Source organism: Delftia sp. PE138 (genome assembly GCF_018320755.1).
In the GTDB taxonomy this organism is placed as follows: domain Bacteria; phylum Pseudomonadota; class Gammaproteobacteria; order Burkholderiales; family Burkholderiaceae_C; genus Comamonas; species Comamonas tsuruhatensis.
This window is the reverse complement of record NZ_JABEPN010000002.1, coordinates 689,076-708,412: the sequence shown is the minus strand read 5'-3', so window position 1 is coordinate 708,412 and position 19,337 is coordinate 689,076. Positions and strand designations below refer to the sequence as shown.

The 19,337-nt window shown below is 63.5% G+C and carries 14 protein-coding genes and 1 other RNA gene; 9 read left to right on the top strand and 6 right to left on the bottom strand.

Annotation, left to right across the window (positions count from 1 at the left end; translation table 11 throughout):
* Positions 1-13: 13 nt before the first annotated feature.
* Both HFGMBDPB_RS12045 and HFGMBDPB_RS12040 read right to left on the bottom strand, forming a co-directional pair.
* Complete coding sequence (locus HFGMBDPB_RS12045; protein ID WP_017406945.1) at positions 14-340, bottom strand: tetratricopeptide repeat protein; 327 nt, start codon at positions 338-340, stop codon at positions 14-16.
* A gap of 960 nt (positions 341-1,300) precedes the next feature.
* A complete protein-coding gene (locus HFGMBDPB_RS12040) occupies positions 1,301-5,122 on the bottom strand; it encodes an ExeM/NucH family extracellular endonuclease (RefSeq protein ID WP_212645439.1) in 3,822 nt (1,273 codons plus the stop codon).
* A 466-nt stretch (positions 5,123-5,588) separates the two neighbouring features.
* On the opposite strand from HFGMBDPB_RS12040, the gene HFGMBDPB_RS12035 reads away from it, so the two are divergent.
* A complete protein-coding gene (locus HFGMBDPB_RS12035) occupies positions 5,589-5,885 on the top strand; it encodes an H-NS histone family protein (RefSeq protein ID WP_212645496.1) in 297 nt (98 codons plus the stop codon).
* A gap of 62 nt (positions 5,886-5,947) precedes the next feature.
* Positions 5,948-6,166 carry a hypothetical protein gene (locus HFGMBDPB_RS12030; protein ID WP_047326836.1) on the top strand — a complete coding sequence of 73 codons (219 nt, stop codon included), beginning with the start codon at positions 5,948-5,950 and terminating at the stop codon, positions 6,164-6,166.
* 76 nt (positions 6,167-6,242) lie between these two features.
* Here the strand turns inward: HFGMBDPB_RS12030 and ssrA are convergent.
* From ssrA to ompA, 4 genes are all read right to left on the bottom strand, one after another.
* Positions 6,243-6,620, bottom strand: a transfer-messenger RNA (tmRNA) gene (gene ssrA, locus HFGMBDPB_RS12025).
* A 12-nt stretch (positions 6,621-6,632) separates the two neighbouring features.
* The gene (locus HFGMBDPB_RS12020; RefSeq protein WP_016449508.1) at positions 6,633-7,298 is read right to left on the bottom strand and encodes an HAD-IA family hydrolase; all 666 of its coding nucleotides are present in this window, start codon (positions 7,296-7,298) and stop codon (positions 6,633-6,635) included.
* Positions 7,299-7,303: 5 nt separating this feature from the next.
* A complete protein-coding gene (gene ubiG, locus HFGMBDPB_RS12015; protein ID WP_017406940.1) occupies positions 7,304-8,026 on the bottom strand; it encodes a bifunctional 2-polyprenyl-6-hydroxyphenol methylase/3-demethylubiquinol 3-O-methyltransferase UbiG in 723 nt (240 codons plus the stop codon).
* Between the two features lie 85 nt (positions 8,027-8,111).
* On the bottom strand, positions 8,112-8,771 hold the full coding sequence (gene ompA / locus HFGMBDPB_RS12010; protein ID WP_016449510.1) for an outer membrane protein OmpA: 660 nt from the start codon (positions 8,769-8,771) through the stop codon (positions 8,112-8,114).
* 229 nt (positions 8,772-9,000) lie between these two features.
* Here ompA and gyrA point away from each other — a divergent pair, with 229 nt between their 5' ends.
* From gyrA to HFGMBDPB_RS11975, 7 genes are all read left to right on the top strand, one after another.
* Positions 9,001-11,667 (top strand): DNA gyrase subunit A, encoded by a 2,667-nt coding sequence (gyrA, locus tag HFGMBDPB_RS12005; RefSeq protein ID WP_046238042.1) that lies wholly within the window; start codon positions 9,001-9,003, stop codon positions 11,665-11,667.
* A 123-nt stretch (positions 11,668-11,790) separates the two neighbouring features.
* Entirely contained in the window at positions 11,791-12,900 is a 1,110-nt protein-coding gene (serC, locus tag HFGMBDPB_RS12000; protein ID WP_016449512.1) for a 3-phosphoserine/phosphohydroxythreonine transaminase, read from the top strand.
* A gap of 17 nt (positions 12,901-12,917) precedes the next feature.
* Complete coding sequence (gene pheA, locus HFGMBDPB_RS11995; RefSeq protein WP_016449513.1) at positions 12,918-14,018, top strand: prephenate dehydratase; 1,101 nt, start codon at positions 12,918-12,920, stop codon at positions 14,016-14,018.
* The gene (locus HFGMBDPB_RS11990; RefSeq protein WP_016449514.1) at positions 14,018-14,896 is read left to right on the top strand and encodes a prephenate dehydrogenase; all 879 of its coding nucleotides are present in this window, start codon (positions 14,018-14,020) and stop codon (positions 14,894-14,896) included. Before pheA ends, HFGMBDPB_RS11990 begins: the two co-directional genes overlap by 1 nt.
* 102 nt (positions 14,897-14,998) lie before the next feature.
* Complete coding sequence (locus HFGMBDPB_RS11985; protein WP_016449515.1) at positions 14,999-17,026, top strand: bifunctional 3-phosphoshikimate 1-carboxyvinyltransferase/cytidylate kinase; 2,028 nt, start codon at positions 14,999-15,001, stop codon at positions 17,024-17,026.
* A 145-nt stretch (positions 17,027-17,171) separates the two neighbouring features.
* Positions 17,172-18,896 (top strand): 30S ribosomal protein S1, encoded by a 1,725-nt coding sequence (rpsA, locus tag HFGMBDPB_RS11980; RefSeq protein ID WP_255247313.1) that lies wholly within the window; start codon positions 17,172-17,174, stop codon positions 18,894-18,896.
* A 90-nt stretch (positions 18,897-18,986) separates the two neighbouring features.
* On the top strand, positions 18,987-19,325 hold the full coding sequence (locus HFGMBDPB_RS11975; protein WP_017404723.1) for an integration host factor subunit beta: 339 nt from the start codon (positions 18,987-18,989) through the stop codon (positions 19,323-19,325).
* The last annotated feature ends 12 nt before the right edge of the window (positions 19,326-19,337 follow it).

Below are 19,337 nucleotides of genomic sequence, written 5' to 3'. Positions count from 1 at the left end.
CGCTTAGCCGCACTCAGGCGGACTGCTGCCTGTCCAGCCGCTTGAGGAACACACCAATCTCCTTGACGACCTGGGCATCTCCCTTTTCCTCAGCACAGGCCAACCCCGTGCTCCACGCTTGCCGAGCCCCCGAAGCATCGTCCAGCGCCAGCAATGCCCGGCCCAGAAGCTTCCATGCCACCGAATAGCCGGGATCGAGTTCAGTGGCGCGCTGCAGGTGCGAGTGCGCCACAGCAGGCGCATCGCCATCAAGATACGCCTTGCCCAACGTACAGCGCATCAAAGCCGAGTCCTTGCCGGACGCCAGGAGGCCCTCGAGCCTTTGCGTCATTTCGTTCATGGTTTCATCCTTTGGTGGCAATGCATGTTCTCGATCCAGCTGAAATTGCGGTCATGCTACAATCTCGCGGTTGTCTGCGCAGACAATGCTGTATCTCACGCCGGCGCGTCGTGCACTACGACGAAAAAAACAACGGTGACAGCCGCAGAGACGTTCTGCCGTAAAACGATGGTCGCGTAAGAGCCATCGTCCACATCACCCGCAAAAAGCCCGCTTTCAAGCGGGCTTTTTGCATTCCCACTGCCTGGCTGGTCTCACGATGGCGTGTGAAAAACAGGATTTACGACTCAGTTGCATGCAACTTCACCCGAGTTAGTTCCGTCAAGCACCTTGTTTCAATTTACACTTGACAACCAGGAAGGACCGGAGGCGCCAGACGCCAGCGCTCCCATTTCAAACTCTTAGCATGTGTCCTTCCTGGATTGATCGCATGGAACGCTCCATTCAGCGCCCCGGCCGCCTCCGCAGCCGGGGCGTTTTTTCTTGACGACGATCGCTCAGGCGCCCTGGCAACAACCGAAACGGGCACAAAGGCAAGTTTTTTCTCAATTCCAGAGAAAAGCACAGGTTTATTTGAGAATGATTCTTGTTTGCGTGTATGATTCAACCCATGCTGCAGTATTCATGGTGTTGCAGCAGTTCAGTTTCATCGTGGGGCGACTCGTCAGGCCAGTTCAGCCTGCAGTCGTTTTTGCCAGCCAGCGGTATGCCGGTTAGCCAGGCTCTTTTTTAAAGCACGATCATTTCTGGATATTCAATGCATCAGTTGCACTGAGCAGCGTCCACAGCAGGCGCTTTTTCTTCGCCTCAACACTGCCATCGCGCACCGGCCTGCGACTGCACGCCAAATTTCTCTGAACTCCATCGCATCCAGGCAATGCCCTGGCTGCAGATTTCCTTCGCGCAATGCAACAGGCCCGGCCCGCGCCAAGCGCAAGCCGGGCCTTTCCCGTTGCCGGATCAGGAACCGCGACGGCGCAAACGGATGGCCAGCCCGCCCATCATCAGACTCAGCAGAGCCACAGCCCATTCGCTCAGTGAAGGAATCGCCGCTGGCGTGCCGCCGCCGACCGCCGCAGCAGGCACAACCAGTGCAGAGGGATCTTCCACCCGGCCGTTGGCCACCAGATCGTCATCACCCAGGCCACCATCGCGCAGCACGAAGGAGACGACGCGCCCCTGCAGCGTTGCCGGTATCCGATACCAGTGCTGCGTGGCGTTGTCGCTTGTGCGCCCCCACTTCCAGTACTCGGCACCGCTGGGCAGATCACTGGGATAGGTCAGCTTGACAGTCACGAGCGCACCCGCATCACAGCCATCGGTATTCAGCTTCAGCAGTCCGTGGGGCACCACAGCCCCCGGACGCGGTGTGCCAGGCGCCGCCATGACCTGAGGCGGCTCGGCCAGGCGGCAGTTGATACCGCCGCCGGCGACTTCGCCCGATACCGCCATCTGGCCCGACCCGGTGATGTTGAAGCGGTTGGCCTGGTCCACAGGACCTGCAGCAGCCGCCAGCAACGGATAGCTGGCAGTCACAGCCGCATGGACCCCATCGCTCACGCTCAGTTGCAAGCTGGCCGAACCGGCCACCGATGCCAGATAGACGGCGGAGCGAAACTGCTCCGACACCTGAGCGGGGCTGCCGCGCAACTGTATGCCCGGCTGCGCGGCATCGGCGTCCTCCAGTCCAAGCACCTGCCCGTTGCTGGCAACAATGGACAGCGTCACGACAGGGCTGTCGGCATCTGCCACCTGCACATCGGCCAGATCGGCCGCCTGGCCAACCACCACGGATTGCGCATTGGCGGGCAAGCCACTGAGCGATGGCGCCTGCCCACCGAAATTCAGACCCAGCAAAATCGGATTGTGGTCGCTGGAACGATAGGCCGTCGGCGCATAGAAGCTGGCCTGCTGGTCCAGCGACTTGAACTCGAGGTTGTAGTCCAGGACTTCAGGCTCCTCGGCATTGATGGCCCACTTGACCGCGCGCCCCACGCTCGGCTGCAGGCTGGCACTTACCAGCACATGGTCCAGCGAGCCCCACATTCCATCGAACGCATAGGACAGGCCCTGAGACACCTTGGCGTAGCCGCCATCCTCCAGCGCCTTGATGGGGTCCTCCTTCGAGTACGCATTGAAATCCCCGACCAGCACCACATGCGGACTGGTCGTGCCTGTGGGCCGGGTTGCCAGCCAGCTGCTCAGTTGCTCGGCCGTCTTCACACGCGCGGCGTTGTTGGCGCCCTGGCCGTCAAGTGCGTCTGCATTGCCGGGGCTGCTGAGCACACTGCCCTTGGATTTGAAGTGATTCACCACCAGCGTGAACTGCTCCGTGCTGCCGCCTACCGCAAAAGTCTGTGCAATCGGTACGCGAGCGCCGCCAACGCCTGGGTTGAAGGCGTCGTAGGTGGTGACGCTGGGTGCCGCTGCGCTGCCCACCGGTGTGACACGATCGCTGCGATAGAGGATGGCCACGGTGATCGCATCCGTGCCAGCACCCGCCACCGTACCTGAAGCCTCGCTGAAAGGCGCCTTGACCACCGCATACACGGCGCCGGCAGGCTTGTCCGCACTCGCGTTCAAGGCGTCGGCCAGATCCTGGATGGCGCTGCCCGGGCCAAAGCCGTTGTTCTGCACCTCCATCAGGCCATACACATCGGCGCCCAGCCCCAGCAGATTGGCCACGATCTTGGCGCGCTGCCTGTCCAGCTCGGCAATGCTGTTGGCACCACGAATACCCTGCTGATTGCCCAGGGGCGTGCTGAACATCACCTGGGAAGAGCCGCTGGTGGCGCCCGTCAGGTTGAAGAAATTGAGCACGTTGGCCGAGGCAATCTTGAGCGATGCCGCCCCCACAGCCTGCTGCAACTGAGCAGCCGAGGGACGCACCGCCCCCGAGAACTGCGGCGTCTGCGTGGGCTGTACGCGGTAGCTGGTCAGATACGGCTCGCTGGCAGCTGCATCCGAGAACTGATCGAGCACGCCGATGACACGGTCCACGCCATCGCCGGCACGCAGCGTGTTGGAGGCCGACAGAGACTGTCCGCCGCGGCCCGGCACAGAGGCTGGATTCTGTGCGCCAGAGCGATCATCCAGAATGATCTGGCTGCGCTGCAATGTCTGCACATAGGCGGCATAGCCCGTCACGCTGGGCGCATTGAGTTCGGTGTACTGCGCCAGCGGCGCGTCGGCAGACAGCGTGACATTGCCGTAGCGGCCCAGCGTGCGGTTGTCGCTCACCACCAGCTTGCCGCCCGCAGTGGCGGACGCGACCTCCACACGCATCCCCTCCAGACGCTCCCACTGCCCCATGTCGCTGACAGGCAGCGTGACGCGCACGGGCACCGGCAAGGCGGCCGCGCCACGGACCACGAAGTCCGTGACGGCGCTGAGCTGGGTCTGGTTGCGAAACTCGCTCACCGAGGCGGAGACCTGCACCAGCTTGCCTACCGTGCCCTCATCCACCCCGGGATTCGCATTGCCGTAATAGACGAAGACGCCCTCCGAGGTGGCAGCATCGCCATCGGAATCCGCCTCCTCCTCCTGCACGAAGAAGCCACTCAACCCTGGCATATAGGCCGTTACCACGGCGCTCACTGTCACCTTCTGCCCCACCAGGGGAGACTGGTCGCCGGAACCCTGGAGTGCAGAAATTCTGGTGATGGGCGGCTCGTCCCCCGTCGTGAAGCCCAGCGCCGTGCCGGTCCACACATTGCCCGAGGTATCCAACACCGGCTCGCCCACGGGAACCAGGCTGTAGGACGTATTGACCGCCAGCCGCACACCGGCGTTGAGCGTGATGGTCGAGCCACTGAATTTCACCTTCGCCGCATCGCCAGCCTGCAGCATTGCCACCACGGTGCTGCCCTGGCGCAGTTCGAAGCTGCCGCTACCGGGTTTCACCGCCTCATCAAAGCTCAGCTTGATTTCGGGATTCAGCGCCACCCCGGTTGCCGCCGCAGCAGGAATGGTGGCCTGCACAGTGGGTGGCGTGGTATCGGGCAGTGCCAGGGCGATGGAGACATCGTCAACGGCCAGGCCGTGATCGTTGCCCACATCATTGAGCTCGATCCAACGCAGCCACAACGTGGCGCCTGGCGCCCAGCCCAGACCGCGCAGATCGCCGCCCACATCATTCACCCGTCCGGCCACATTGCCATCCACCGGGGCGGCAGTACCGGTAGCGATCGGCGATTTCCAATTGAAATTCGCACCGGCAGGCAGCCATTCAGGCACATCGGCAAAGGTCGCGCCCATGCCGTACTCCAGCTCCATGGGCTGCTCGGAGGTGTTGCCGCCATTGCGCCATTGCTCGCCACTGAATCGCAGGCTGATGCCATCCACCGCGCCGCCCGTGTCATTGCGCATCGCCAGCGCAATCCAGCCGGCCACGGCACCCTGGGAGGGGCTGCCAAAGTAAGCTCCACCCGATGCCACGCCACCCAATGCACGGTCCGCATCCAGTCCCAGGCTGTAGAAGCTGCCGGCATTGGACGCGCCATTGCCTGCCGCATATGCAGTGATGCCCGCCAGGTTCCTGTTGAAGAGAAACCAGCCCGGCAGGGTGCTGTCATTGGCCCAGGCCAGCCCCGCCCCGGACGCGGCCAGGGTGTCGAAATTCTGCGCATAGGTGCCAATGAAAGGAACCTGCGCCCATACGCTGGCGGAGGCCGAAAGAAGCAAGCCTGCACCATACAGACGCCAACGATGGCGCTGCAGCGGCGGACTCATCGGATTGGCCGGATTGAATACAAACGGAATCAGCGTGCGGGCAATGGACATGGATGTGCAATAAAAAAATAATGCGCATCCCCCCGTGGTTGCGCAACTTTCGGTTTATCGCGCATGGACATGACCAGCCTGTGACTCGGCGGATGCTCCCGCGTCCTACGCGCAGACTGGCCGCTCACCCATCTGCCAACCCCGATACGCCATGCATCATTGCACCCAGTTTCTGAATCGTTTCATTGCCGGCCCTGGGGCATTTCCTCCTCCCTCCCTCTCATTCCCCCAGGAAGCCTTCAAAAAGGCACCGGCTCTTTCTTCCCAGGCCAGCGCAAGCCGCTGGCCTTTTTCTTGGGCGCGCCTCGTCGCCACAACCATCCTCGTCACCCGTCTTGAACGCGCCATGTCGCTGGTGGCTTTTCGTGCGTCCGCACACTCCCACACTCTTTTTCTTACTCATAACTTACAAAAAATTCATTCCCGTGATATACACGCGCATCTCCCACTGAAAATCATCATCGCCATGACATCCGACTACAGGGCCCTGCTGCAACAAAAAGCCGATCTTGAGAAAAAGATCGACGCTCTGATCAAGCACGCAAGAACGGATGCGATCACTGAAGCAAAGGCCATGGTGCAGCAATATGGCCTGACGAAAGAGGATGTCTTCCCCTCCGCCAGGATCAAACCTCGCACGACCGGTCAGCGCAGCGTGGGCGAACCCAAATTCCGCAACCCCGAAACCGGCGCAACCTGGACAGGCCGCGGAAAGCCGCCCAAGTGGATAGAAGGCAAGGACCGCGCAAGCCTCGCCATCTGATCGCCAGCCATATTCAGGCGCGATGCCATACCATGTGCTTCCATCACCAGGAGGAAGCACACATGAGCAAACAGAACTCGGACACACTGTTGGCTGCAGAACTGGCCGACCACTTCATAGAAGTCATTTTGTCGACCAAGCCCGAATTGCTGGTGTCGGGCATCGGCGGAGTGGCAGACCTGCACCACATACAGCACGGAGCCAAGGCCCTGGCACATTTCCGCCTGACGCTGATCCAGGAACTGTCCCAGCAGCCCATGCCCGACATGAACAGCCACTGAGGCGGGCGCGAGGCAACGAACAGGCAAGAAAAAACCGCCACACACTGAGGTCTTCAGTGTGTGGCGGTGTCTTGGATGGTGGAGCTGGCGGGAATTGAACCCGCGTCCGCAAGCCTTCGCCGGGCAGATCTACATGTTTAGCGTTCTGTTTTGAGTCTCGCCTCCCGAGTCGCGCAGGCGCACGCTACCCGGGATGCCAGCTTCCTTCGATCTTGCCACGTACTAAGAAGCCCAGCACGCAGCCAGCTGATGTGAATTCCCTTGCAGCCGGGAGGTATTGCTACCCCCTTGCCCAGCCCATCAGCGTGCTGTTGCAAGGCTCACCGGATTTAAGCGGCGAGTGCGAAACGTTCGTCGTTTGCAGTTAGTTTTTTGAATGGAGATTTACGAGCGTCAATCAAGCTCGACATGCACCACACCGGTCCCGAACCCACGTCGAAACCAGGACAGCCCCAAGGCTCCTATCTTAGCCTCTTTCCAGCAGTTTCAAGAGCTCCAGCGGAGAATTGATTTGCGCATCCGCCTGCCAGTGCAGCGTATCGCCGGCTGCGCCAAGGTAGCCGTAGCAAGCCGCCACGGTCTTCATGCCTGCGGCCTTGCCTGCAACGATGTCGCGCTCGTCGTCACCGACATAGACAAAACTCTCGGGAGGAAGGCCGATACGCGCGGCAGCCTCCAGCAAGGGTGCAGGATGGGGCTTTGCGTGGGGCGTGGTGTCGCCGCTGACGACGGCTGACGCAGTTGCGAACAGCGGCATCTGTTGCGTCAGCGGATCGGTAAAGCGCATGGACTTGTTCGTGACCACGCCCCAGGGCATGGACACAGCCTGGAGTCGTGCAATCAGTTCCTCGACACCCTCGAACGCATAGGTGCGCTCTGTCATGCATTGCTCGTAGTTGCGGAAGAACTCCTCGCGCATCTGCGCAAACTCGGGCGAGTCGGGCGTGAGCCCGAACCCCACCCCCAGCATGCCCCGCGCCCCCGCGCCCGCCATGGGTCGATATCGCTCATAGGGAATTGAAGGCATCCCCCGATCCGTACGCATCCTGTCTGCGGCTGCGCCCAGGTCAGGTGCACTGTCGATCAAGGTGCCGTCCAGATCGAACAGCACGGCTCGGACTTCTTTCCACATGCGGCTTACCCTTCGGCCCGGCGCGTGGCCAGCATGTAGTTCACAGATGTGTCTGCACTGAGCCAGTAGCGCCCTGTGATGGGGTTGTGCTGCAGGCCCTTGCTGGCCTGCAGATCAAGGCCTGCCTGACGGGCGAACATGGCGAGTTCGCTGGGCTGGATCAGTTTCGCGTACTCATGCGTACCCTTGGGAATCATCTTGAGCAGGTATTCTGCCGCGACGATGGCCAGACCGAAGGCCTTTGCACTGCGGTTGATCGTGGAGAAGAACACCCAGCCGCCAGGCTTGACCAGCTCAGCACAGGCCGATACCACAGAGGCGGGATCGGGCACATGCTCCAGCATCTCCATGCAGGTCACCACATCAAAGGAACCAGGCTGCTCCTGGGCCAGACGCTCCACACTCACTTCGTGGTAGTGAATGTTGGGCGTACCCGTCTCCAGTGCATGCAGCTGGGCCACGCGCAATGCCTTGGTGGCCAGATCGATGCCAACCACTTCGCGCGCACCCTTGCGCGCCATGGAGTCGGCAAGGATGCCGCCGCCACACCCGACATCCAGAATTCTGCGCCCCTTCAAGGGAACTTGCGCATCGATCCAGTCCAGCCGCAGCGGATTGATCTGATGCAGGGGTTTGAACTCACTTTCCGGGTCCCACCAGCGATGGGCCAGGCTGGAGAATTTCTCCAGCTCCGCCGGGTCGGCGTTGAGGTTGATTGCGTTGCTCATGGCGTCGATTGTCGGCGATTGCGGCGACCGTTCAGCCATAAAAAAAGCCCCGTTGCCGGGGCTTTTGCGAGAAGCAATCGAAAGATTACTGGGCGGCGCGGGTGCCGACCACTTCGATTTCCACGCGACGGTTCTTCGCGCGGCCTTCCTTGGTCTTGTTGTCGGCGATAGGCTGCTTTTCGCCCTTGCCTTCGGTGTAGACGCGGTTCTTTTCGATGCCCTTGGACACCAGGTAAGCCTTCACAGCTTCAGCGCGGCGGACCGACAGCTTCTGGTTGTAGGCGTCAGAGCCAACGGAGTCGGTGTGACCCACGGCGATGACCACTTCCAGGTTGATGCCCTTGACCTTGGAGGCCAGGTCGTCCAGCTTGGCCTTGCCTTCGGGCTTCAGAACCGACTTGTCGAAGTCGAAGAAAGCGTCGGCAGAGAAGGTCACCTTGGAGGCCACGGCCGGAGCGGGTGCCGGTGCGGGTGCGGGAGTTGCCGGAGCGGGCGTTGCGGCGGGAGCCACAGCGGCGGCCACAGGCTTCAGAGCGCCGTCGCAGTCAGCAGCTGCAGTGGCGGGCGTCCAGTTGGCATCGCGCCAGCACAGTTCGTTCGTGCCGTTCTTCCACACCAGTTCGCTGGTGCCGTTTTGCCAGTTGTCGATGGTCTTGCCACCGTCAGCAGCCTTCACTTGTGCGCCAGCGGCCGTTGCGAGGGCGGCAGAGGCAAACAACATCGCCACTTTGTTCAGTTTCTTCATGGTTCTCCTCTTGGGGAAAAAGCCGCAGCAGGGCTGCGAATCTGTGGACGTCATCAGTGACCATCACCAAAAACGTTGAATTGATTGTGCCATACGTCACATGCAGACGGACCGCCAAGCGGGGGCCAACAAGTAGGACAGCGGCGGAATTCCAGGGTTATGTTGCTCGGCTGCTACACGTCATTCGACCTAAAATGGGCCTTTTCCCGCCGTCAGAGTATCGCCACACATGACCCAGTTTGCTAAAGAAACCCTGCCCATCAGCCTCGAAGAGGAGATGCGTCGCAGCTATCTCGATTACGCAATGAGCGTGATCGTGGGCCGGGCGCTGCCCGATGCGCGAGATGGTCTCAAGCCTGTGCATCGGCGCGTGCTTTTTGCCATGCACGAGCTCAACAACGACTGGAACCGGCCGTACAAGAAGTCGGCGCGTATCGTCGGTGATGTGATCGGTAAATACCACCCGCACGGCGACAGTGCGGTGTACGACACCATCGTGCGCATGGCGCAGGATTTCTCGCTGCGCCACATGCTGGTGGACGGTCAGGGCAACTTCGGTTCGGTGGACGGGGACAGCGCGGCGGCGATGCGTTACACCGAAATCCGCCTGTCCAAGATTGCCCATGAAATGCTGGGCGATATCGACAAGGAAACGGTCGATTACGGCCCGAACTACGACGGCAGCGAGCGCGAGCCGCTGGTGCTGCCTGCGCGGCTGCCCAATCTGCTGGTCAACGGTTCCTCGGGCATTGCCGTGGGCATGGCCACCAATATTCCACCGCACAACCTCAACGAGGTGGTGGACGCCTGCCTGCACCTGCTGCAGACGCCCCAGGCCACCATCGACGAGCTGATGGAGATCATCCCCGCGCCCGACTTCCCGACGGCCGGCATCATCTATGGCATCAACGGTGTCAAGGAGGGCTATCGCACGGGTCGCGGACGCGTGGTGATGCGTGCCAAGTGCCACTTCGAGGACATCGACCGCGGCCAGCGCCAGGCCATCATCGTCGATGAGCTGCCCTACCAGGTCAACAAGAAGACGCTGCAGGAGCGCATGGCCGAGCTGGTGCACGAAAAGAAGATCGAGGGCATCAGCCACATCCAGGACGAGTCCGACAAGTCGGGCATGCGCCTGGTGATCGAGCTCAAGCGCGGCGAAGTGCCCGAGGTCGTGCTCAACAACCTGTACAAGCTGACCCAGCTGCAAGACACCTTCGGCATGAACATGGTGGCGCTGGTCGATGGCCAGCCCAAGCTGTGCAATCTGAAGGATCTGGTCGAGGTCTTCCTGCAGCACCGCCGCGAAGTGGTCACGCGCCGCACGGTCTATGAACTGCGCAAGGCGCGCGAGCGCGGCCATGTGCTGGAAGGCCTGGCGGTCGCGCTGGCCAACATCGACGACTTCATCGCCATCATCCGCAACGCACCCACGCCACCTGTGGCCAAGGCCGAGCTGATGACGCGCAACTGGGACAGCAAGCTGGTGCGCGAGATGCTGACGCGCACCCGTACCGATGGCGGCGTGGTCAATGCCGACGACTACCGCCCCGACGGCCTGGAACGCGAATTCGGCATGCAGGCCGATGGCCTGTACCGCCTGTCCGAGACCCAGGCCCAGGAAATCCTGCAGATGCGCCTGCAGCGCCTGACCGGCCTGGAGCAGGACAAGATCGTCGCCGAGTACAAGGACGTGATGTCCGTCATCGAGGACCTGCTGGACATCCTGTCCAAGCCCGAGCGCGTGTCGGCCATCATTGGCGACGAACTCAAGCAGATCAAGGCCGAGTTCGGCCAGAGCAAGGTCGGAGCCCGCCGCAGCACGGTCGAGTACAGCGCGCAGGACCTGTCCACCGAGGACCTGATCACGCCCACCGACATGGTGGTCACGCTCAGCCACACGGGCTACATCAAGAGCCAGCCGCTGTCCGAGTACCGCTCGCAAAAGCGCGGCGGGCGCGGCAAGCAGGCCACGGCCACCAAGGAAGACGACTGGATCGACCAGCTGTTCATCGCCAACACGCACGACTACCTGCTGTGCTTCTCCAACCGCGGCCGCCTGTACTGGCTCAAGGTCTGGGAAGTGCCGGCGGGCTCGCGCGGTTCGCGTGGCCGCCCCATCGTCAACATGTTCCCTCTGCAGGATGGCGAGAAGATCAACGTGGTGCTGCCGCTGACGGGCGAGTACCGCAGCTTCCCGGCCGACCACTATGTGTTCATGTCCACCAGCATGGGCACCGTGAAGAAGACGGCGCTGGACGAGTTCTCCAACCCGCGCAAGGCCGGCATCATCGCCGTGGGCCTGGACGAGGGCGATTTCCTGATCGGCGCAGCCCTCACCGACGGCAAGCATGACGTGATGCTGTTCAGCGACGGCGGCAAGGCCGTTCGATTCGACGAAAACGACGTGCGCCCCATGGGCCGCAATGCGCGTGGCGTCAAGGGCATGACCCTGGAAGAGGGCCAGAGCGTGATCGCAATGCTGGTGGCCGAGGACGAATCGCAAAGCGTGCTCACGGCCACGGAAAACGGCTACGGCAAGCGCACGTCCATCGTCGAGTACACGCGCCATGGCCGAGGCACCAAGGGCATGATTGCCATCCAGCAGTCCGAGCGCAACGGCAAGGTGGTCGCCGCCACCCTGGTCCACGCCGATGACGAAATCATGCTGATCACCGACACTGGCGTGCTGGTGCGTACCCGGGTGTCGGAAATCCGCGAACTGGGCCGAGCCACCCAGGGCGTGACGCTGATCTCGCTGGACGAAGGCGCCAAGCTGGGCGGCCTGCAGCGCATCGTCGAAAACGATGCCAACGAGGTCGAGGGCGAGGCCACGGGCGAGGAAGCCCCGGGCGGCGACGAAGCCGCTGCCGAAGGCACGGGCGAGCCCGCCTGATGACCCGGCCGCCGCTGGGGCTGCCTCCCACACCGGGAGTGCAGCCGTAGCGGCGGCCCAGATTTTTGACAGTTGCAGGCCCGGCCCGAACTGGCGCCTGCGCGTGACTTGACAGTGAACTCCATGAACCGCCCTTACAACTTCTCCGCCGGCCCTGCCGCCATTCCCGCCGAAGTGCTGCAGCAGGCAGCCGCCGAAATGCTCGACTGGCACGGGTCCGGCATGAGCGTGATGGAGATGAGCCACCGCGGCAAGGAGTTCATCTCCATCTACGAACAGGCCGAGGCCGATCTGCGCGAGCTGCTGGCCGTGCCGCCCGAATTCAAGATTCTGTTCATGCAGGGTGGCGGCCTGGCCGAGAACGCCATTGTTCCGCTGAACCTGTCGCGCGCCGGCACGGTGGACTTCGTGCTCAGCGGCAGCTGGAGCCAGAAGTCGGCCAAGGAAGCACGCAAGTACGTAGCCGATGCACACATCGCAGCCAGCGGCGAGGACAGCCAATTCACCACCCTGCCCGCCCCTGAAAGCTGGCAACTGAGCCGTGGCGCCAGCTACGTGCACATCTGCAGCAACGAAACCATCCATGGCGTGGAGTTCCAGGAACTGCCCGACCTGAAGGCGCTGGGCTGCGATGCTCCGCTGGTGGTTGACTTCTCCTCGCACGTGGCCTCGCGCCCCGTCGATTGGAGCCGCGTGGGCCTGGCGTTCGGCGGTGCGCAAAAGAACCTGGGCCCGGCCGGCCTGACCCTGGTCATCGTGCGTGAGGACCTGCTGGGCCACGCCCTGCCCGCCTGCCCTTCGGCTTTCGACTACAAGACCGTGGCCGACAACCAGTCGATGTACAACACGCCGCCCACCTGGGGCATCTACATCGCGGGCCTGACCTTCCAGTGGATCAAGCGCCAGACCGAAGGCGGCCTGACCGGCGTGGCGGCCCTGCAGGCGCGCAATATCGCCAAGGCCGACCTGTTCTACCAGTACGTGGACCAGTCCTCGTTCTACGTGAACAAGGTCGCTGCCAATTGCCGCTCGCGCATGAACATCCCTTTCTTCCTGCGCGACGAGTCGCGCAATGACGCCTTCCTGGCCGGAGCCCGGGAACGCGGCCTGCTGCAGCTCAAGGGCCACAAGTCCGTCGGCGGCATGCGTGCCAGCATCTACAACGCCATGCCCATCGCTGGCGTGCAGGCGCTGGTGGAGTACATGCGCGATTTCGAACAGCGCAACGCCTGACCGACCACACCCCTTCCATGAGCACCCCACCCCAAGCCTCTCCCGATCTGGCGCATCTGCGCGTGCAGATCGACGATATCGACCAGCAACTGCTGGATCTGCTGAACCGACGCGCCCGCGTGGCCGAGCAGGTCGGCGAGGTCAAGAAGCGGGAAGGCACGCCCTTCTTCCGCCCTGACCGCGTGGCCCAGGTCATCCAGAAGATCGAGTCCGCCAACCCCGGCCCGCTCAAGAACGCCCATGTCTCGGCGATCTGGCGCGAGATCATGTCGGCCTGCCTGGCTCTGGAGTCACCCCAGCGCGTGGCCGTGCTGGGCCCGGCGGGCACGTTCTGCGAGGAAGCGGCCATCCAGTATTTCGGCGGCGCGGCCGACCTGATGTACTGCAACAGCTTCGACGAGGTGTTCCACGCCACGGCCGCGGGCAGCGCGCAGTACGGAGTGGTGGGCGTGGAGAACTCCAACGAAGGCGTGGTCACGCGCTCGCTGGACATGTTCCTGCATACGCCCTGCCACGTGGTGGGAGAGGTCAGCCTGCTGGTGCGCCACAACCTGCTGCGCAGCACCAGCACGACCGAAGGCATCAAGGTGGTTGCAGCTCACCCCCAGGCCCTGGCCCAATGTCAGGGCTGGCTGTCCAAGCATCTGCCACATGCCGAACGCCGCCCGGTGTCCAGCAACGCCGAAGGCGCCCGCCTGGCGGCGCTGCACCCCGACATCGCCGGCCTGGCCAGCGAACGCGCGGCCCAGCAATTCGGCCTGCACGTGGTGGCGCATGCCATTCAGGACGATGCCTACAACCGTACGCGCTTCGCCGTCATCTGCCTGCCGCATACGCTGGCGACGCCCGCACCCAGCGGGCAGGATTGCACCAGCATCATCATCTCCGTGCCCAACCGTCCCGGCGCCGTGCATGACCTGCTGGTACCGCTCAAGCGGCACGGCGTCTCCATGACGCGCTTCGAATCGCGCCCCGCACGCACCGGCCAGTGGGAGTACTACTTCTACATCGACCTCGAAGGTCACCCGGCCCAGCCCAACGTGGCCAGCGCGCTGCAGGAGCTGCGCGAGCTGTGCGCCTTCTACAAGGTGCTGGGCACCTATCCGGTCTCCAAGTGATGCAGCCGTTCGAACAACTGGGGTTGATCGGCTGCGGCCTCATGGGCGGCTCGTTCGCGCTGGCGCTCAAGCAGGCCGGGCTGGTCAAGCGTGTCGTGGGCTACAGCAAATCCCCGTCCACCACCGAGCGCGCACGCCAGATGGGCGTCATCGATGTGGAGGCACCCTCGGCCCTGCTGGCCGCCGCCGGCGCAGACCTGGTGCTGCTGGCGGTGCCCGTGGCGGCCACCGAGGCCACGCTCAAGTCCATCAAGCACCTGGTCACGCCCGGGATGATGATCATGGACGTGGGCTCCACCAAGGTCGACGTGGTGCATGCCGCCCGCTCGGCATTGCGCGACCAGCTCGGCTCCTTCGTGCCGGCCCACCCCATTGCGGGCAAGGAAGTCTCGGGCGTCGAGCATTCCGACCCCCAGCTGTACAAGGGCGCACAGGTCATCCTGACGCCCACGGAACGCACACTGACCGAGCACCTGCAAAAGGCCCAGTCCCTGTGGGAGCTGCTGGGCTGCCGCGTGCGCGCCATGTCGCCAGAAGCCCACGACAGCGCCTTTGCCACGGTCAGCCACCTGCCGCATCTGCTGGCCTTCGCCATGATGCAAAGCGTGATCACCCAGCCCGATTCCGATGAGGTGCTGTCCCTGGCCGGCCCCGGCTTCCGTGACTTCACGCGCATTGCAGCAGGCGACCCCAAGATGTGGCGCGATGTGCTGCTGGCCAACAGCGAACAGGTGCTGGCGCAGTCGCGCCAGTTCCAGCAGGCGCTGCAGCAACTCGAATGCCTGATCCAGGCCGGCGACGGCCAAGGCCTGGAAGACCACCTGACCCTGGCCAGCGCGGCGCGTGCCCACTGGCGCATGGGCGTACCGCGCCGCTGACGCGCAACGCCGGCCGCGCTCCAAGCGCCCCCAAGCGCATCTGTGGATTGCGGCCAGCGCGGCCGCAATGCCTTCCGACAGCCTGTTTGCCTCCGAATTGCCATGTTCAGTACCGCCTTCCTCGATATCCCCCCTCTTTCCCGCGCGCAGGGCACGGTGAGCCTGCCAGGCTCCAAGAGCATCTCGAACCGCGTGCTGCTGCTGGCAGCGCTGAGCCAGGGCACGACCGTGGTCCACGACCTGCTTGACTCGGACGACACGCGCGTCATGCTCCGTGCCCTGCAGCAACTGGGCTGCACGGTGGAGCCCGCGACCATCACCCTCGGCCAGCCTGTGCGCATCACCGGCCTGGGCGGCGTCCTGCCCTCCGGCGCCAGTGCCGAGCTGTTCATGGGCAACGCCGGCACGGCCATGCGGCCGCTGACAGCAGCCCTGTCCGTGCTGGGCGGCGACTTCCAACTCAGCGGCGTGCCGCGCATGCATGAGCGCCCCATCGGCGATCTGGTCGATGCGCTGCGCCAGCTCGGCTGCCGCATCGACTATCTGGGCAACGAGGGCTTTCCTCCGCTGCACATCCGCCAGCCCGATTTCTCGCAGCTGCCGCACAGCCCCATCCAGGTGCGTGGCGATGTCTCCAGCCAGTTCCTGACCTCGCTGCTGATGGCACTGCCGCTGCTGGCCACCACGCGCGACATCACCATCGAAGTCGTGGGCGAGCTGATCTCCAAGCCCTACATCCATATCACGCTGGAGTTGCTGGCCCGCTTCGGCATCGCCGTGCACAACGAGAACTGGCAGCGCTTCACCATCCCGGCCGGCAGTCGCTACCGCTCGCCGGGCGAGATCCATGTCGAGGCAGACGCCTCGTCGGCGAGCTACTTCATCGCACTGGGCGCCATCGCCTCGGACAGCGCCGAAGGCATCCGCATCCTCGGCGTGGGACTGGATTCCATCCAGGGCGATATCCGCTTTGTCGAAGCCGCGCGCGCCATGGGCGCCGAGGTGGAGGGAGGCCCGAACTGGCTGCGCATCCGCCGCGGCGCCTGGCCGCTCAAGGCCATCGACCTGGACTGCAACCACATCCCCGATGCCGCCATGACGCTGGCCGTCATGGCCCTGTATGCCGATGGCACGACCACGCTGCGCAACATCGCAAGCTGGCGCGTCAAGGAGACCGACCGCATCGCGGCCATGACCAAGGAGCTGCGCAAGCTGGGCGCCGAAGTCGAGGAAGGCGTGGACTTCATCCGCGTCACACCACCCGCATCCACCGCCGCATGGCGCGCGGCCAGCATCCACACCTACGACGATCACCGCGTGGCCATGTGCTTCTCGCTGGCGGCCTTCAACCCGGCCGCCCTGCCGGTGCGCATCGAAGACCCCAAGTGCGTCGCCAAGACCTTCCCCGACTACTTCGAGGCCCTGTTCTCGGTCTGCGAGACCGCCCGTGCCCGCATCCCCGTGATCTGCATCGATGGCCCCACCGCCTCCGGCAAAGGAACCATCGCCGCCGAGGTGGCCGAGGCCCTGGGCTACCACCTGCTGGACTCGGGCGCGCTGTACCGCCTCACAGGACTGGCCGCGTCGCGGGCCGGCATGGTGCTGGACGAATCCCACGCCCCGCAGATTGCCGCGCTGGCGCGCGCGCTGCCCGTGCGCTTTGATGCCGAGCAGCGCATCTGGCTGGGCGACGAGGATGTCACCCTGATCCTGCGCAGCGAGGAGTCGGGCATGAACGCCTCGCGCGTCTCGGCCCTGCCGGCCGTGCGCGATGCACTGGTGGACCTGCAGCTGTCCTTCCAGCAGCTGCCGGGGCTGGTCGCCGACGGCCGCGACATGGGCACGGTGATCTTTCCCCATGCTCCCCTCAAGGTCTATTTGTCGGCCTCCGCCGCCTGTCGCGCCGAGCGCCGGCATAAGCAGTTGATTTCCAAAGGAATTGCCGCTAACATAAGCGCCCTTCGGGCAGACCTTGAAGCACGTGATGCGCGGGACATGAACCGCAGCGTTGCACCCCTCAAGCCCGCCCAGGATTCCATGCTGCTTGACAGCTCCGAGCTTTCCATCGAAGAGGTGGCAGAGCAGGTGCTTTCATGGTGGCAGGAACGCCAGCCGTTCGGCCGCGACTGATTGCCAGTTGCGCCGCACGGTCGGCAACCCGCCCTTAGGGCCCAGACATGGCGGCACCGCCCCGTGTACGGCCCGAGGTTCATAGACTCCAACCCCGTGGTTGAACCCACAACACCTCCGCAAACAGTCCTAGAAACGCTTGGCAATGGTGCCAACGGAAACCTGTTTGCGGGCAAGGAAATACATGTCTGAATCTTTTGCCTCCCTGTTTGAAGAATCGCTGCAACGCACGGAAATGCGTCCTGGCGAGGTCATCACCGCTGAAGTCGTGCGCGTCGAGCACAACTTCGTCGTCGTGAACGCTGGCCTGAAGTCGGAAGCCTATGTGCCGATCGACGAATTCAAGAACGACCAGGGAGAAATCGAAGTCCAGGTGGGCGACTTTGTGTCGGTCGCCATCGGCTCGATCGAAAACGGCTACGGCGACACCATCCTGTCGCGCGACACCGCCAAGCGCCTGGCCTCGTGGCTGGCTCTGGAAAAGGCCCTGGAATCGGGCGAATTCGTGACCGGCACGACCTCCGGCAAGGTCAAGGGCGGCCTGACGGTGCTGGTCAACGGCATCCGCGCCTTCCTGCCCGGTTCGCTGATCGACACCCGTCCGATCAAGGACCTGACTCCGTACGAAAACAAGACGATGGAGTTCAAGGTCATCAAGCTGGACCGCAAGCGCAACAACGTGGTGCTGAGCCGCCGCGCCGTTGTCGAAGCCTCGATGGGCGAAGAGCGCGCCAAGCTGATGGAAACGCTGAAGGAAGGCGCCATCGTTCAAGGCGTGGTCAAGAACATCACCGAATACGGTGCGTTCGTGGACCTGGGCGGCATCGACGGCCTGCTGCACATCACCGACATGGCATGGCGCCGCGTGCGTCATCCCTCGGAAGTCGTGCAGGCTGGCCAGGAAATCACCGCCAAGATCCTCAAGTTCGACACCGAGAAGAACCGTGTCTCGCTGGGTCTGAAGCAAATGGGCGACGACCCGTGGATGGGCGTTTCGCGCCGCTACCCCTCGAGCACCCGCCTGTTCGGCAAGGTCACGAACATTGCCGACTACGGCGCGTTCGTCGAGCTGGAACCCGGCATCGAAGGCCTGGTGCACGTCTCCGAAATGGACTGGACCAACAAGAACATTGCTCCGACCAAGCTCGTGACCCTGGGTGACGAAGTCGAAGTCATGGTGCTGGAGATCGACGAAGACAAGCGTCGCATCTCGCTGGGCATGAAGCAGTGCAAGGCCAACCCCTGGCAAGAGTTCGCGCAGAACACCAAGCGCGGCGACCGCGTCAAGGGCCCGATCAAGTCGATCACCGACTTCGGCGTGTTCGTGGGTCTGGCTGCCGGTATCGACGGCCTGGTGCACCTGTCCGACCTGTCCTGGAACGAGCCCGGCGAAGCTGCCGTGCGCAACTACAAGAAGGGCCAGGAAGTCGAAGCCATCGTGCTGGCCGTGGACGTCGAGCGCGAGCGCATCTCCCTGGGCATCAAGCAGCTGGACAGCGATCCCTTCACGACCTTCGTGACCGTGAACGACAAGGGCCAGATCGTGTCGGGCAAGGTCAAGACGGTGGACGCGCGCGGTGCTGAAATCGACCTGGGCGAAGACATCGTCGGCTACCTGCGCGCTTCGGAAATCGCCGTGGACCGCGTGGAAGATGCCCGCTCGGTGCTGAAGGAAGGCGACGAGATCACCGCCGTGGTGGTCAATGTGGATCGCAAGACCCGCAACATCCAGCTGTCGATCAAGGCCAAGGACCAGGTTGACCAGCAAGAAGCCATGGCTTCCCTGTCCGCCCAGTCGGCCAAGGAAAACGCCGGCACGACCAGCCTGGGCGCCCTGCTGCGCGCCAAGCTGGACAACTCCGACAAGTAATCAGCAGCCAGTCTGCTGACCGCTGAAGGTCGGATGCGACGGGTGCCTCCGGGCGCCCGTCGCCATTTCAACCCCTGATTCCTATCCTTGATGACCCGATCCGATCTCGTCGAAGAACTCGCAGCACGCTTTGGCCAACTGAGCCAGCGCGACGCCGAGCAGGCCGTCAAGACGATTCTTGACGCCGTCAGCGATGCCCTGGTGCGCGGCCATCGCATCGAAATCCGCGGCTTTGGAAGTTTCTCGGTCAACCACCGCCCGCCCCGCATGGGCCGCAATCCCCGCAGCGGCGAGGCCGTCCACATTCCGTCCAAGCGCGTGCCGCACTTCAAGCCCGGCAAGGCCTTGCGCGAAGCCGTGGACCTGCGCCCCGGCGCGGCGCCCGACACGGTTGCCGCCAGCTCCGCAGGCACCGGCCCTGCCGCCTGAAAGCCGGCTTGC